Source organism: Pseudomonas corrugata, assembly GCF_001269905.1.
Taxonomy (GTDB): domain Bacteria; phylum Pseudomonadota; class Gammaproteobacteria; order Pseudomonadales; family Pseudomonadaceae; genus Aquipseudomonas; species Aquipseudomonas corrugata.
The window spans coordinates 232,766-247,636 of the sequence record NZ_LHVK01000014.1 but is presented as its reverse complement, the minus strand read 5'-3'; the positions used below and the strand labels follow the sequence as shown (position 1 = coordinate 247,636).

The following is a 14,871-nucleotide window of genomic DNA, read 5'->3' as shown; positions in this document are numbered from 1 at the left end:
TGGCGCCGTCCTCTCAGGACTTACAACTTGTCCCAGGCGCTTTGCCAGGAAGCACCGACACCGGGCTCGAAGCCATTCGCCGTCGGGCTGTATTGCTTGCAATAACCGGACGCGGGGAACGGCTTGCACTCGAAGACCTCGTTGGTCTTGGGCTGCAACACCTTCGTACCGGCGGTGTATTCACCGAGGTTTTCAGGGAACACGAAATCGTATTCCACGTCTGCGCCCTCACCGGTCAGGGTGACACCGCGAGTGTCCTGGCGAGTGGTGCGCCCGTCCTCTGTGGTGCCTACCAGCGTCAGGGTGTGGGCGCCCGGGGCACTGCGCACGTCCATGCTCAGCCCGATATTGCCTTCACCTGCGGATTGGCTCACGACACCGACCGGCTTGTTCTTCTCATCGAGCAACGTGGCTTCAAGGTTCATCCGGCGGTTGGTCTGCGCCGCGAACGTCATGTTGACGCGGCCCTTGTCGAGTACATATTCCGGCTGCAGGGAAGCAATCGTCATGCTGGCGCCAGCGTCTTCCAGCATCTCCAGTTGCACTTCATACCGGATCACGCCGCTTTCTTTCTGGGCATACAGGTTGTTGGTACCTCGAACCGGCGTGATATTGCCTTCATCGTCGCGAATACCTGCACGAATCAGGGGGTGGGCCAGGTTGATGGCTTCGGCCAGCTTGAACGACCAGTTCTCAGGCCGGCCTTCCTCAGCGGCGTCAATGCCGATAGCCACGCTGTAGGGGGGATTTTCGCCAGTGGCGGAGAACGCTCGTGCCTTGACCTTGTCACCCACCAGCAACGGAGTGGACGATGCAATGCTGCCCACCGGCGACCAGCCCCCCGGTAGCGCGGCTTCAGCGAGGATGTTCACGTCTGCCGGATCGTAGAACGCATTGTCGGTGTCACCCACCGTCCAGACCGCCAGGATCACATGATGTCCCGACTTGCTGTCGGGTATGACGCAGTTGTGCCTGGCCCCCGGTTTCGGAGTCTGGTTGCCGCCATCCACGCTGCAGAACGGCGTAGTGTCGAACGAGGCACGCTTGAGTGCCTCGTTCGGGTTCCAGCCATCGCGGGTAATGAAGTACTCATGCCGGGTCGCCGGATGCACAGCGGTGTATTGCCACTGGAAGGCGATGTTGCGGTCGCGGATCTCGGTCTGGTGCCAGCGCGTGGCCGACTGCGCATCAAGGGCGGAAAACAGCGGGTGGCCACCACTGGCTATCTTTCCGTCAATGGGTCCTTGCAGGGGCGCACCACCTGCCCCATTCGGAAAACCCTTGAAGGTTTCACCCGTGCTCTGGGGCTCGTATTGCGCGCCACCGCAGTTCTTGTTTTCACCTTTCTGACACAACAGAGCACGTGAAGGCGGTACTTCCAGAAAACCATGGGCAAGCGCCCCCTGCGATACCACCAAGGTCGACAAGAGAACCAAGGAGCAAGCAGATCCCATCAATACCGAGCTCTTGTTGAAGTTGTTTTTCATATAAGTTCCAGGCTAATCATTCGAGATCGGGAAGACGTATCACCGTCATCTTGAAAGGCACGCAGGAGTGCTCAGCGCCGCACCTCTCAAGCGCCGAACCTTATAGAAAACTCAATATTTGCTATGTAGGGTAAATCTCTCTAGATAGAAGGAAGTATCTTTGAATCACTTTCTCTTACATGACGAAAGAAATTTCTTACACATAAGACGCTAGCTGACATAAACACAAACACGCCGAACCAAACAACTGACTAGTTAGCGTTGAACAGGTAAAAGACGCCCATAAAAAAACCTGTCCGACACGGGGTCGGACAGGCTGCTTTAGTGGGGTGAGGCTATGCGGTTAATTCGAGTGTACGAATTAGCCGCCACTAGGCGTGATATTGCGCCGACAGCTCATGCACAGCCCGCAGGAATGCACCGGCATGTTCCGGATCGACTTCCGGGGTAATGCCATGGCCGAGGTTGAACACATGGCCGCTGCCCTTGCCGTAGCTGGCGAGGATACGCCCGACTTCAGTACGGATGGCTTCGGGTTTGGCGTAGAGCACGGTCGGGTCCATGTTGCCTTGCAGCGCGACCTTATGACCGACCCGTTCGCGGGCGTTGCCAATGTCGCAGGTCCAGTCCAGGCCCAGGGCGTCGGCACCGGCATCGGCGATGCTTTCCAGCCACAGGCCGCCGTTCTTGGTGAACAGAATCACCGGGACCTGGCGCCCGTCATGTTCACGGATCAGGCCGCTGACAATCTTGCGCATGTAGGCAAGGGAAAACTCCTGGTACGCCGCCGCCGACAGGTTGCCGCCCCAGGTATCGAAGATCTGCACCGCTTGCGCACCGGCCATGATCTGGCCGTTGAGGTAGGCCGTCACCGACTGCGCCAGCTTGTCCAGCAACAGGTGCATGGCTTGGGGGTTGTCGTAGAGCATGGCCTTGGTCTTGCGGAAATCTTTCGACGAACCACCTTCGACCATGTAGGTGGCCAGGGTCCACGGGCTGCCGGAGAAGCCGATCAGCGGCACACGGCCGTTGAGTTCGCGACGGATGGTGCTGACCGCGTCCATGACGTAGCCCAGGTCTTTCTGCGGATCGGGAATCGGCAGCGCTTCGATATCGGCCAGGGAACTGACGACTTTCTTGAAGCGCGGGCCTTCGCCAGTCTCGAAGTACAGACCCTGACCCATGGCATCGGGAATGGTGAGGATGTCGGAGAACAGGATGGCCGCGTCCAGCTGCGGGTAGCGATCCAGCGGCTGCATCGTCACTTCGCAGGCAAACTGGGGGTTCATGCACAGGCTCATGAAGTCGCCGGCCTTGGCGCGACTGGCGCGGTACTCCGGCAGATAGCGGCCGGCCTGGCGCATCATCCACACCGGGGTGACGTCTACGGGTTGCTTGAGCAGGGCGCGGAGGAAACGGTCGTTCTTCAGGGCAGTCATGTCGGCATCCGGAAAAAAAGTGCGGGCATTTTCTCAGAGCGCGACGCAAAAGGCACGGCAAGAGCCGTGCCTTTTATCTATCGGGGCAATTTGTCGCGGTGCCGCATAAATCCAGCAACGCGACAAAACAACTGTGGAAGCGGCTTTTGTGGGAGCAAGGCTTGCCCGCGATGAGAACACCGCGGTCTCTTGAGTACGCGGCGTCTGGATCGCGAGCAAGCTTTGCTCCCACAAAAGCTTGCTCCCACAGGGTTGTGTGTCGCCTGGTCAGACTTGCAGGTAATCCAGAATCCCCTCAGCCGCATTGCGGCCTTCGAAGATCGCTGTCACCACCAGGTCGGAACCACGGACCATGTCGCCACCGGCGAAGATCTTCGGGTTGCTGGTCTGGTGCTTGTACTGGCCTTGTTCCGGGGCCACGACGCGGCCCTGGCTGTCGGTCTGGATGCTGAACTGCTCGAACCAGGGCGCCGGGCTTGGACGGAAGCCGAAGGCGATGACCACGGCGTCGGCCGGGATGATCTCTTCGGAGCCTGGAATCGGCTCGGGGCTGCGGCGGCCACGGGCGTCCGGCTCGCCGAGACGCGTCTCGACCACTTTCACGCCTTCGACCTTGTCTTCGCCCACGATGGCTATCGGCTGGCGGTTGTAGAGGAACTTCACACCTTCTTCCTTGGCGTTCTTCACCTCTTTACGCGAACCAGGCATGTTGGCTTCGTCACGACGGTAGGCACAGGTCACCGACTTGGCACCCTGGCGGATCGAGGTGCGGTTGCAGTCCATCGCCGTGTCACCACCGCCGAGCACCACCACCTTCTTGCCTTTCATGTCGACGAAATCTTCCGGCGACTTTTCAAAGCCCAGGTTGCGATTGACGTTGGCAATCAGGAAGTCCAGGGCGTCGTATACACCCGGCAGATCCTCGCCGGCAAAACCGCCCTTCATGTAGGTGTAGGTGCCCATGCCCATGAATACTGCATCGTATTCTTCGAGCAGTTGCTCCATGGTCACGTCCCTGCCCACCTCGGTGTTCAGGCGGAACTCGATACCCATGCCGGTGAAGACTTCGCGACGATTGCTCAGCACGGTCTTTTCCAACTTGAACTCGGGGATGCCGAAGGTCAGCAGGCCACCGATCTCCGGGTTCTTGTCGAACACCACCGGGGTCACGCCGCCGCGCACCAGAACGTCGGCGCAGCCCAGGCCCGCAGGGCCGGCACCGATGATGGCAACCCGCTTGCCGGTCGGCTTGACCTTGGACATGTCCGGGCGCCAGCCCATGGCGAACGCGGTGTCGGTGATGTACTTCTCCACCGAACCGATGGTCACCGCGCCAAAGCCGTCGTTCAAGGTGCAGGCGCCTTCGCACAGGCGATCCTGCGGGCAGACCCGGCCACAGACTTCCGGCAGGGTATTGGTCTGGTGGGACAGCTCGGCGGCCTGGAGGATGTTGCCCTCGGCCACCAGCTTGAGCCAGTTGGGAATGAAGTTGTGCACCGGGCACTTCCATTCGCAGTACGGGTTACCGCAGCCCAGACAACGGTGGGCCTGGTCGGCCGACTGCTGGGGCTTGAACGGTTCGTAGATCTCGACGAACTCTTTCTTGCGTTGACGCAACAGTTTCTTCTTCGGATCCTTGCGCCCGACATCGATGAACTGGAAGTCGTTATTCAGACGTTCAGCCATTGTTAAAACCTCATCAAACTCTTCAGGCGCATATCACTGCGGGTTGGCACGGGTGCTGGAAAGCAACGACTTCAGGTTGGCAGCCTTCGGCTTGACCAGCCAGAAACGACGCACGTAGTCATCGAGATTTTCCGCGAGTTCACGACCCCACTCGCTGTCGGTTTCCTCGACGTACTCATTCAGCACGCGTTGCAGGTGGCTGCGGTAGGCTTCCATCGCCTCGCCGCTGATCCGCTGGATTTCCACCAGTTCGTGGTTGACCCGGTCAACGAAGCTGTTGTCCTGGTCGAGCACGTAGGCGAAACCACCGGTCATGCCAGAGCCGAAGTTGTAACCGGTCTTGCCCAGAACACAGACGAAACCACCGGTCATGTACTCGCAGCAGTGATCCCCGGTGCCTTCCACTACGGTATGGGCCCCGGAGTTACGCACAGCGAAGCGCTCGCCCGCGGTGCCAGCGGCGAACAGCTTGCCGCCGGTGGCACCGTACAGGCAGGTATTGCCGATGATGGCACTGTCCTGGGTCCTGTAGACGCTGCCCTTGGGCGGAACGATGACCAGTTTGCCGCCGGTCATGCCTTTGCCCACGTAGTCGTTGGCATCGCCCTCCAGGTACATGTTCAGGCCGCCAGCGTTCCAGACGCCGAAGCTCTGGCCGGCAGTCCCCTTGAAGCGGAACGTGATCGGCGCCTGGGCCATGCCCTGGTTGCCGTGCTTGCGGGCGATTTCGCCGGAGACCCGCGCACCGATGGAACGGTCGCAGTTGCAGATATCCAGGCTGAAATCGGCCCCGCTCAGGTCGTTGATCGCCGAAGCGGCCATGTCGACCATCTTCTCGGCCAGCTCGCCCTTGTCGAACGGCGGGTTGCGGTCGACCTGGCAGAATTGCGGCTTGTCCGCCGGGATCAGATCGCTGCCCAGCAACGGGGTCAGATCCAGGTGATGCTGCTTGGCGGTCTGCCCTTCGATCACATCCAGCAGATCGGTGCGGCCGATCAGCTCTTCGAGCGAGCGCACGCCCAGCTTGGCCAGCCACTCGCGGGTTTCTTCGGCCACGTAGGTGAAGAAATTCACCACCATGTCGACGGTGCCGATGTAATGGTCCTTGCGCAGCTTCTCGTTCTGGGTGGCCACGCCGGTGGCGCAGTTGTTCAGGTGGCAGATGCGCAGGTATTTGCAACCCAGGGCGATCATCGGTGCGGTGCCGAAGCCGAAGCTCTCGGCGCCGAGAATGGCCGCCTTGATCACATCGAGGCCGGTTTTCAGGCCACCGTCGGTCTGTACCCGGACCTTGCCGCGCAAGTCGTTGCCGCGCAGGGTCTGGTGGGTTTCAGCCAGGCCCAGTTCCCATGGCGCACCGGCGTACTTGATCGAAGTCAGCGGCGATGCACCGGTACCGCCGTCGTAGCCTGAGATAGTGATCAGGTCGGCATAGGCCTTGGCCACACCGGCGGCGATGGTGCCGACGCCCGCTTCCGCCACCAGCTTCACCGAAACCAGTGCCTGCGGGTTCACCTGCTTGAGGTCGAAGATCAGTTGCGACAAGTCTTCGATCGAGTAGATGTCGTGATGGGGCGGCGGCGAAATCAGGGTCACACCGGGCACCGCGTAACGCAGCTTGGCGATCAGGCCATTGACCTTGCCACCGGGCAACTGGCCGCCTTCACCGGGCTTGGCGCCTTGGGCAACCTTGATCTGCAACACCTCGGCGTTGACCAGGTACTCCGGCGTCACACCGAAGCGGCCGGTGGCAACCTGCTTGATTTTCGAACTCTTGATGGTGCCGTAGCGTGCCGGATCTTCACCGCCTTCACCGGAGTTGGAACGCGCACCGAGGCGGTTCATGGCTTCGGCCAGGGCTTCGTGGGCTTCCGGGGACAGGGCGCCAAGGGAAATGCCGGCGGAGTCGAAGCGCTTGAGCACCGATTCCAGGGGTTCCACTTCGCTGATGTCCAGCGGCGTGTCCAGGGTCTTGACCTTGAGCAGGTCACGGATCATCGACACCGGGCGGTTGTCCACCAGCGCCGTATATTCCTTGAACTTGCCGTAGTCACCCTGCTGCACGGCGGCTTGCAGGGTGTTCACCACATCCGGGTTGTAGGCGTGGTATTCGCCGCCATGGACGAACTTCAGCAAGCCACCTTGCTGGATCGGCTTGCGCGGACTCCAGGCTTCCGCGGCCAGGGCTTTCTGCTCGGCTTCGATGTCGACGAAACGCGCGCCCTTGATGCGGCTCGGCACGCCACGGAAGCTCAGCTCGCAGACTTCTTCGGACAGGCCGATGGCCTCGAACAGTTGCGCACCACGGTACGAGGCGATGGTCGAGATGCCCATCTTCGAGAGGATCTTGAGCAGCCCCTTGGTGATACCCCGGCGGTAGTTCTTGAACACCTCGTAGAGATCGCCCAGCACTTCACCGGTACGGATCAGGTCGCCAAGCACTTCGTAGGCCAGGAACGGATAGACCGCCGAGGCACCGAAACCGATCAGCACCGCGAAATGATGCGGATCGCGGGCGGTGGCGGTTTCGACAAGGATGTTGGAATCGCAGCGCAGACCCTTTTCGGTCAGGCGATGGTGCACCGCACCGGTGGCCAGGGATGCGTGAATCGGCAACTTGCCCGGCGCGATGTGACGGTCGCTGAGCACGATCTGGGTACGACCGGCGCGAGCGGCTTCTTCGGCCTGATCGGCCACATTGCGGATGGCCGCTTCGAGGCCGACGCTTTCGTCGTAGTTCAGGTCGATGACCTGACGGGCGAAGCCCGGACGGTCGAGGTTGGTCAGCGAGCGCCACTTGGCAGGGGAAATGACCGGCGAGCTGAGGATCACCCGCGAGGCGTGCTCCGGCGACTCCTGGAAAATGTTGCGCTCGGCCCCCAGGCAGATTTCCAACGACATCACGATCGCTTCGCGCAGCGGGTCGATCGGCGGGTTGGTCACCTGGGCGAACTGCTGGCGGAAATAGTCGTAAGGGGTGCGCACACGCTGCGACAGCACGGCCATCGGCGTGTCATCGCCCATGGAGCCGACCGCTTCGTAACCCTGCTCGCCCAGAGGACGCAGCACTTGGTCACGCTCTTCGAACGTGACCTGGTACATCTTCATGTACTGCTTGAGTTGATCGACATCGTAGAAAGCCGAGCCGTGGTCGTTGTCTTCCATGGTTGCCTGAATGCGCAGGGCGTTCTTGCGCAGCCATTGCTTGTATGGATGACGGGACTTGAGACGGTTGTCGATGGCGTCGGTGTCAAGGATCTGGCCGGTTTCAGTATCCACGGCAAATATCTGGCCCGGACCTACGCGACCCTTGGCGATGACGTCTTCGGGCTGGTAGTTCCAGACGCCGATTTCCGAAGCCAGGGTGATGAAACCGTTGGTGGTGGTGACCCAGCGCGCCGGGCGCAGACCGTTACGGTCCAACAGGCACACGGCATAGCGGCCGTCGGTCATGACGATACCGGCCGGGCCGTCCCACGGTTCCATGTGCATGGAGTTGTATTCGTAGAAGGCTCGCAGGTCCGGATCCATGGTCTCGACGTTCTGCCACGCCGGTGGAACCAGCATGCGCACGCCACGGAACAGGTCAATGCCGCCGGTCACCATCAGTTCGAGCATGTTGTCCATGCTCGAGGAGTCCGAGCCCACGCGGTTGACCAGCGGGCCGAGCTCTTCGAGGTCCGGCATCAGGTCATTGGCGAACTTGGTGCGACGGGCCAAGGCCCAGTTGCGGTTGCCGGTGATGGTATTGATCTCGCCGTTGTGGGCAAGGAAGCGGAATGGCTGGGCCAGCGGCCACTTCGGCAGGGTGTTGGTGGAGAAGCGCTGGTGGAACACGCAGATCGCGGTTTTCAGGCGCTCGTCGCTCAGGTCCGGATAGAAGGCGGTCAGGTCCGCCGGCATCATCAGGCCTTTATAGATGATGGTCTTGTTGGAAAAACTGCAGATGTAGTGGTCGGTGTCCGCGGCGTTGGCCACGGACGAGCGACGACGGGAGCTGAACAGCTTGATCGCCATTTCCTGGTCGCTCAGGCCTTCGCCGGCGATGAACACCTGTTCTATCTGCGGCAGGCGCGCCAGGGCCAGGCTACCGAGGACACTGGTGTCGATCGGCACTTTGCGCCAGCCGACCAGTTGCAGGCCGGCGGCCAGGATCTCGCGGTTCATGTTCTCGCGAGCTGCCTGAGCCTTCACCGGGTCCTGGTTGAAGAACACCATGCCCACGGCGTACTGCTTGGGCAGGGTGACGCCAAACGTTTCCTGGGCAATGGCACGCAGGAACTCATCCGGCTTTTGAATCAGCAAGCCACAACCGTCACCGGTCTTGCCGTCGGCGTTGATCCCACCACGGTGGGTCATGCAGGTCAGGGCCTCAATGGCCGTTTGCAAAAGGGTATGACTGGGCTCGCCCTGCATATGGGCTATCAGGCCAAAACCACAGTTATCCTTGAATTCATCTGGTTGGTACAGACCTGCTTTCATAGACACTTTCTCACCAGGCTGCCTCTTATCGAGACAAATTTCTTTTCAATTCAGCCAGTTGCATGTCGCGCCGAACGTACGCCGGCTTTGCGGGGGCAAAAGGGAGGTCATTGTACATGCCGACACAGACACCCACAAATTTGACGACGAAACGCCGCAAATTCATGTCGCATTTGTGAAAGGTTTAAAGCTATACGCTGTGCTAGTCAAAACTTTTTTGGGTTCGACCGCTACGACTCAAACGCTACTGTGACGCAGACACCACAAGGCGCGCGGCCTGGAAGGTCGCTCGCTCTTGCAGAAATGTTGAGGTTGCCGGGAGAGGCGGCCTGGGTAAGGCCGCCGAATCTTCAGCGAGTTGCAGCCAGTTCCTGTTGGACGCTGGCGACAGTGCGAGGCCAAGGTTTACCAGCCTGGACCTTCGCTGGCAAGGCCTTGATGGCGGAAACGGCTGCATCACGGTTGGCAAAGCTGCCGTAAGTGATGACATACAGCGGCTTGCCGTTGAGGACTTTCTTGAAATAACGATACTCGCCGCCCTGCTCCTTGATGAAGTTCTGCGCGGAGGCCTCGGAGCTGGTGCCGAGAATCTGTACGACGTAGTTGCCCGGTGCCTGACCGGCGTACCAGTTGCCGCCCGCGGCCTTGGCCGGTGCAGCAGGCTTGGACGCCGGGGAAGGCGTCGGCTTGGCAGCCGGAGCCGGGGCAGGCTTGGCCGTCGCCACCTGGGCCGGGGCCGGGGTCGGCTTGGCGGCCGGGGCTGGTGTAGGTGCCGGACCAGCAGGTACGCCCACAGGCGGTGCCGTGGTGGTCACAGTCGGCGGCGTGTCGCTGTCGTCGATCGGCGGCGCCGCGCCATCATCGCCTTCGGTGATTCCGCCGGCAGCTTCGGCCAGTGGCTCGCGCATGACCGGTTGCGACTGGCCGACCAGCGGCAACGGCATCGGCTGGGTGCTGCCGGCAAATTCCACCGCCGGTGCGCCGCCATTGGATTTCGGCGCCCCCTGGCCGAGGGGCAGTTGTGCCTGTTCGTTGGCAGGCGCGCCTGTCGTCGGCGCCTTGTTGCGACCCGGCATCAGCCAGGCAGCGACGACCGCGACCACGACGACGGCGGAAATCGCCAATACGTGTTTCTTCGGCATGTTGAACCCCATAGTTGGACGCTTAACCGCTGAGCGGCTGGCAATCATGACTTCGATCAAGGCATCACGGGCGACCTGGTTGATGTTCCCAGGCCAACCGCCGGAGCCTTCGTGAATCTCAGAGATCTGATCGGCGGTAAAAAGTTCGACGCCCCGGCCCGCGCCTTCAAGACGCTGATCCAGATATTCACGCGTTTCTTCTTCGGTGTAGGGTGCCAGCTCGATGATATGAAAACGCTCTTCGTCGAGTTCCAACTGGTCCAGATCAGCGATCAACGACGACTCACCAAACAGGAATACATGGGGGCGTCCCTCTGGCGCACCGGCCGCCAGCGCCAGCAACGCTTCCAGGGCGGACTCGTCGAGCTGCTCGGCATCATCCACCAGCAGATAGACTTCCTGCCCGGTCAACGCCAATTGGACGATCTGGTCGAGAATCGCGCCCACTTCAGCCTGGGCCAGGTTCAGCGCCTGGGCGACCTGGCGCAACACACCGGCGGCATCACCGGCGCCACGGGCCGAAACCACCACGCTTTGCACCGACTGCTTGTTGGTGCTGGCCACCAGGGCCTGGCGCAGCAAGGTCTTGCCACTGCCCTGGGGGCCGGTGACTACCAGCAGCAATTGGCTGTAGCGCGCCAGGTGATGCAACTGCCCCAGCACCGGTTTGCGCTGGGCCGGGAAGAACTTGAAGCCGGGAACCCGTGGAGCAAAGGGGTCATGACTCAACTGGAAATGGCCGAGGAAAGCCTCGTCGGCATGCAAACTAGTCATCGGAATCTTATTAACCTTTAAGCTGAGCCAGGGCGTGGTAATCCGCGCCCAGCGTGGCCTGTAGAACCTCTTTCGGATAATCGTCGGTCACCACCGCTTCGCCCATGTGGCGCAGCAGCACCAGACGCAGACGACCATCGATCACTTTCTTGTCGATTGCCATGTGTTCGAGAAAGTCGGCCTCGGTCATTTCCTCGGGAGGCACCACCGGTAGCCCGGCGCGCTGGAAGAGACGAATGCCGCGATCACGCTCCTGCTCACTGATCCAGCCCAGGCGCGCGGACATCTCCAGAGCCATGACCGTACCGGCTGCCACCGCCTCGCCATGCAGCCAGACACCATACCCCATGTGGGTCTCGATGGCGTGTCCGAAGGTGTGGCCCAGGTTGAGCGTGGCCCGCACACCAGACTCACGCTCATCGGCGCCGACCACTGCGGCCTTGGCTGCGCAGGAGCGCTCGATGGCGTAGGTCAGGGCAGCCTGGTCCAGCGCCCGCAGGCGATCGACGTTCCCTTCAAGCCAGCCCAGGAACGGCTCGTCGCAGATCAGCCCGTACTTGATAACTTCCGCCAGCCCTGCGGACAGCTCACGAGCCGGCAAGGTGTTGAGGGTAGCGGTATCGATCAGCACCACGTTGGGCTGATAGAAAGCGCCGACCATGTTCTTTCCCAGCGGATGGTTGATTCCAGTCTTGCCGCCTACTGACGAGTCGACCTGGGACAGCAACGTGGTCGGGATCTGGATGAAATCGACGCCGCGCTGGTAGCAGGCCGCGGCAAAACCGGCCATGTCGCCAATCACCCCACCGCCCAGTGCCACCACCGTGGTGCGACGGTCATGCCGCGCGGTCAGCAGGCCGTCGAAGATCAGCTGCAGGGTTTCCCAGTTCTTGAACGCCTCGCCATCGGGCAACACCACGGAAATGACCGAAAAGGCTGACAGACTGCGGGTCAGGCGTTCCAGATACAAAGGGGCGACGGTTTCGTTGGAGATGATCGCCACTTGCCGCCCGGCGATATGCGGTACCAACAGCTGCGGCTGGTCCAGCAAGCCTTCGCCAATGTGAATCGGGTAGCTGCGCTCGCCCAGGTCGACCTTTAGTGTCTGCATGTGTCCCCACGGTAAAGATGGAATCAGGCGTCCTGCCTGCATTTAACGGAAAGTCCACGGTGTCTGTTGTGACGCCACTCGACAGCCATCTGCCATGCCCCGACGGATCACGGCGAGACGCCGAGGATAGCGCATTTCCCGCGGTGCATTAACGGGGAGGCAGTTGCTGCAAACGTTCGAGAATGTCCAGCACCACCATCCGCGGAGGCCGTTCGTCGGTTTCCACGACCAGATCAGCGATCTCCCGGTACAGCGGATCACGCAGCTCCAGCAAGTCCCGCAGGGTCTTGGCCGGATCGGCGGTACGCAACAGCGGACGGTTGCGGTCCCGTGCGGTACGGCCGACCTGCTGTTCGACGGAAGCGTGTAGATAGACCACCCGTCCGCCGGCATGCAGCGCCCGACGATTGGCTTCGCGCATCACCGCACCGCCACCGGTGGCCAGCACCACACCGTCGAATGCGCACAGTTCGGCAATCATCGCCTGCTCGCGATCACGGAAGCCTGGCTCGCCTTCCTTGTCGAAGATCCACGGGATATTGGCGCCCGTGCGCAATTCAATTTCCTTGTCGGAATCTTTGAACGGCAGGCGCAGCTCTTTGGCCAGCAAACGGCCGATGGTGCTTTTTCCAGCGCCCATCGGCCCAACAAGAATCAAATTTCGCACAGAATCAACGACTCACAGCAATCGCCTGGTTATTCATGATACGCGGAGTGAGGAATACCAGCAGCTCGGATTTTTTCTCCGAAACCAGATCACGCCGGAAAAGGCGGCCAAGATACGGCACATCGCCAAGAAATGGCACCTTATCTACAACCTTGCTCTGAGTATTTGAGAAAACCCCGCCAATCACAATGGTCTCGCCGTCATTGACCAGCACCTTCGCGTTGACTTCGTTCTTCTTGATCGGTGGCACATCCTGCACCTTGTTCAGGTAGTCCGGCTCATCCTTGGTGACCTTGACCTCCATGATGATGCGGTTGTCCGGCGTGATCTGCGGGGTTACCTCCAGCGACAGCGAGGCTTCCTTGAACGACACCGAGGTCGCGCCACTGGAACTGGCTTCCTGGTAGGGAATTTCTGTGCCCTTGAGGATTTTCGCGGTCTCCTTGTCCGAAGTCACCACCTTGGGCTGGGAGACGATTTCCCCGTTGCCGGTTTTCTCCATGGCCGTCAGCTCCAGATCCAGCAGCACATTGTCAGTGATGAACGCAATGCCAATACCCGAGGTATTGCCCGACGCGCCCATGTCGACGAATGGCTGGTTGGTGCTGGTGCTGCCCGGTGTGCCGATGGTGGTGGAACTGCCATTGGTCACACCCGAGGAGTTCCAGTTGCCCTGGTTCTGCACCGAGCCGCCCCAACGCACACCCAGGCTTTTGTCGTAATCGACGTTGGCCTCGACGATCCTGGCCTCGATCATCACCTGACGCACCGGGATATCCAGCTGGGCCACGATCCGGCGCAATTCGTCGAGCCGGTCCTGAGTCTGGTAGGCAATGATGTTGTTGGTTCGCTCATCCACCGTGATCGTGCCGCGCTCATCGGCCTTTGCCTCGGCGCTGGTCACCGATTGGAACAGCTTGGCGATATCCGCCGCCTTCGCATAGTTGACCTGCAACAACTCTCGCCGCAGCGGCGCCAGGTCGGCAATCTGTTTCTGGGATTCCAGCTCCTGGCGCTCGCGAGCCGCAATCTCATCGGCAGGGGCTACCAGCAACACGTTGCCGACCTTGCGCTTGTCCAGTCCCTTGGTCTTCAGCACCAGATCCAGCGCCTGATCCCATGGAACATTCTGCAGCCGCAAGGTAATACCGCCCTGCACCGTGTCGCTTGCCACCAGGTTCAGGTTGGTGAAATCGGCAATCAGTTGCAGGACCGAGCGCACTTCGATGTCCTGGAAATTCAGGGACAGCTTTTCACCTTTGTAGGCGGCACGGTCAGTGTCGCGCTTGCGCAAGTCTTCGACCGTCATGGGTCGGACGCTGACGGTCAGTTTATTGTCGGTCTGGTAGGTCGAGTAATCGAAGGTACCGCCAGGCTCGATGCTGATAGTGGCCCGGTCGGAGCCGGCACTGGCATTGACGAACTGCACCGGGGTAGCGAAGTCCTTGACGTCCAGGCGTACCCGCAGTGGTTCAGGCAATTGGGTCCTGGCGAAGTTGAGGATGATCTTGCCTTCCCGCTCCTGGATGTCCGGCGCGATGGAAGGGTCCGACAGGTCGATCACTACGTTGCCTTCGCCCTGGGTCCCGCGCTGGAAATCCACGCCACGAATGGCCCGGCCCGCCGGCGCCTTGCTTCTGGCAGGCATCACGCCGGCAGCCGCCGGACGCGGGACTTGCGCGGCAGTCCCGGGCTCCGCGCCCTTGCCGACTACCACGAACAGGTTATTACCCTCGATCCGAGTGTTGTACGGCACCAACTGAGTGAGGCCGATGATCAGCCGGGTGCGGTCCCCCGCCTCGACCACCGTGGCGCTGCGCGCATTGCCGCTGCCAAGGTCCTGGGTCTTGCGCGGCAGCTGGTTGGTCACCCCAGGCAGGTCCAGGGCAATGCGCGCCGGTTGTTCGGTGGTGTAGCCATGGGGGGCGGGTGGTGGCCCGTCGAAAGTCAGCTTCAACTCGACACGATCCCCTGGCAAAGCCGCGACATCCAGCGTCTTCAGGCTTGCCCCAAGAACCATCGGTGACATCAGCGCTATCCATAGCGAAACACCGAGGGCAGTAAAAATCCTGTTCATTGTTCG

8 protein-coding genes are annotated in these 14,871 nt (G+C 61.0%); all 8 read right to left on the bottom strand.

What is annotated here, in order from left to right; genetic code table 11:
* Nucleotides 1–20 precede the first annotated feature (20 nt).
* Nucleotides 21–1,487 (bottom strand): N-acetylglucosamine-binding protein GbpA, encoded by a 1,467-nt coding sequence (gbpA, locus tag AD665_RS19380; protein WP_024779898.1) that lies wholly within the window; start codon nucleotides 1,485–1,487, stop codon nucleotides 21–23.
* A 371-nt stretch (nucleotides 1,488–1,858) separates the two neighbouring features.
* Nucleotides 1,859–2,926: a uroporphyrinogen decarboxylase gene (gene hemE, locus AD665_RS19375; protein ID WP_024779899.1), complete on the bottom strand. Its 1,068-nt coding sequence runs from the start codon at nucleotides 2,924–2,926 to the stop codon at nucleotides 1,859–1,861.
* Between the two features lie 267 nt (nucleotides 2,927–3,193).
* Entirely contained in the window at nucleotides 3,194–4,612 is a 1,419-nt protein-coding gene (locus AD665_RS19370; RefSeq protein WP_024779900.1) for an FAD-dependent oxidoreductase, read from the bottom strand.
* A gap of 33 nt (nucleotides 4,613–4,645) precedes the next feature.
* Nucleotides 4,646–9,094, bottom strand: a complete 4,449-nt coding sequence (gene gltB / locus AD665_RS19365; RefSeq protein ID WP_024779901.1) for a glutamate synthase large subunit — start codon at nucleotides 9,092–9,094, stop codon at nucleotides 4,646–4,648.
* Nucleotides 9,095–9,444: 350 nt separating this feature from the next.
* Complete coding sequence (locus tag AD665_RS19360) at nucleotides 9,445–11,010, bottom strand: AAA family ATPase (protein WP_024779902.1); 1,566 nt, start codon at nucleotides 11,008–11,010, stop codon at nucleotides 9,445–9,447.
* Nucleotides 11,011–11,020: 10 nt separating this feature from the next.
* Nucleotides 11,021–12,121 carry a 3-dehydroquinate synthase gene (gene aroB, locus AD665_RS19355; RefSeq protein ID WP_053193202.1) on the bottom strand — a complete coding sequence of 367 codons (1,101 nt, stop codon included), beginning with the start codon at nucleotides 12,119–12,121 and terminating at the stop codon, nucleotides 11,021–11,023.
* A gap of 148 nt (nucleotides 12,122–12,269) precedes the next feature.
* Nucleotides 12,270–12,788: a shikimate kinase AroK gene (gene aroK / locus AD665_RS19350; protein WP_024779904.1), complete on the bottom strand. Its 519-nt coding sequence runs from the start codon at nucleotides 12,786–12,788 to the stop codon at nucleotides 12,270–12,272.
* A 4-nt stretch (nucleotides 12,789–12,792) separates the two neighbouring features.
* Nucleotides 12,793–14,865 (bottom strand): type IV pilus secretin PilQ, encoded by a 2,073-nt coding sequence (locus AD665_RS19345; protein WP_024779905.1) that lies wholly within the window; start codon nucleotides 14,863–14,865, stop codon nucleotides 12,793–12,795.
* Nucleotides 14,866–14,871 lie beyond the last annotated feature (6 nt).

Coding starts and splice junctions, on each gene's coding strand:
- hemE (WP_024779899.1), bottom strand. CDS start 2,926: ATGACTGCCCTGAAGAACGACCGTTTCCTCCGCGCCCTGCTCAAGCAA.
- AD665_RS19370 (WP_024779900.1), bottom strand. CDS start 4,612: ATGGCTGAACGTCTGAATAACGACTTCCAGTTCATCGATGTCGGGCGC.
- AD665_RS19345 (WP_024779905.1), bottom strand. CDS start 14,865: ATGAACAGGATTTTTACTGCCCTCGGTGTTTCGCTATGGATAGCGCTG.
- aroB (WP_053193202.1), bottom strand. CDS start 12,121: ATGCAGACACTAAAGGTCGACCTGGGCGAGCGCAGCTACCCGATTCAC.
- AD665_RS19360 (WP_024779902.1), bottom strand. CDS start 11,010: ATGACTAGTTTGCATGCCGACGAGGCTTTCCTCGGCCATTTCCAGTTG.
- gltB (WP_024779901.1), bottom strand. CDS start 9,094: ATGAAAGCAGGTCTGTACCAACCAGATGAATTCAAGGATAACTGTGGT.
- gbpA (WP_024779898.1), bottom strand. CDS start 1,487: ATGAAAAACAACTTCAACAAGAGCTCGGTATTGATGGGATCTGCTTGC.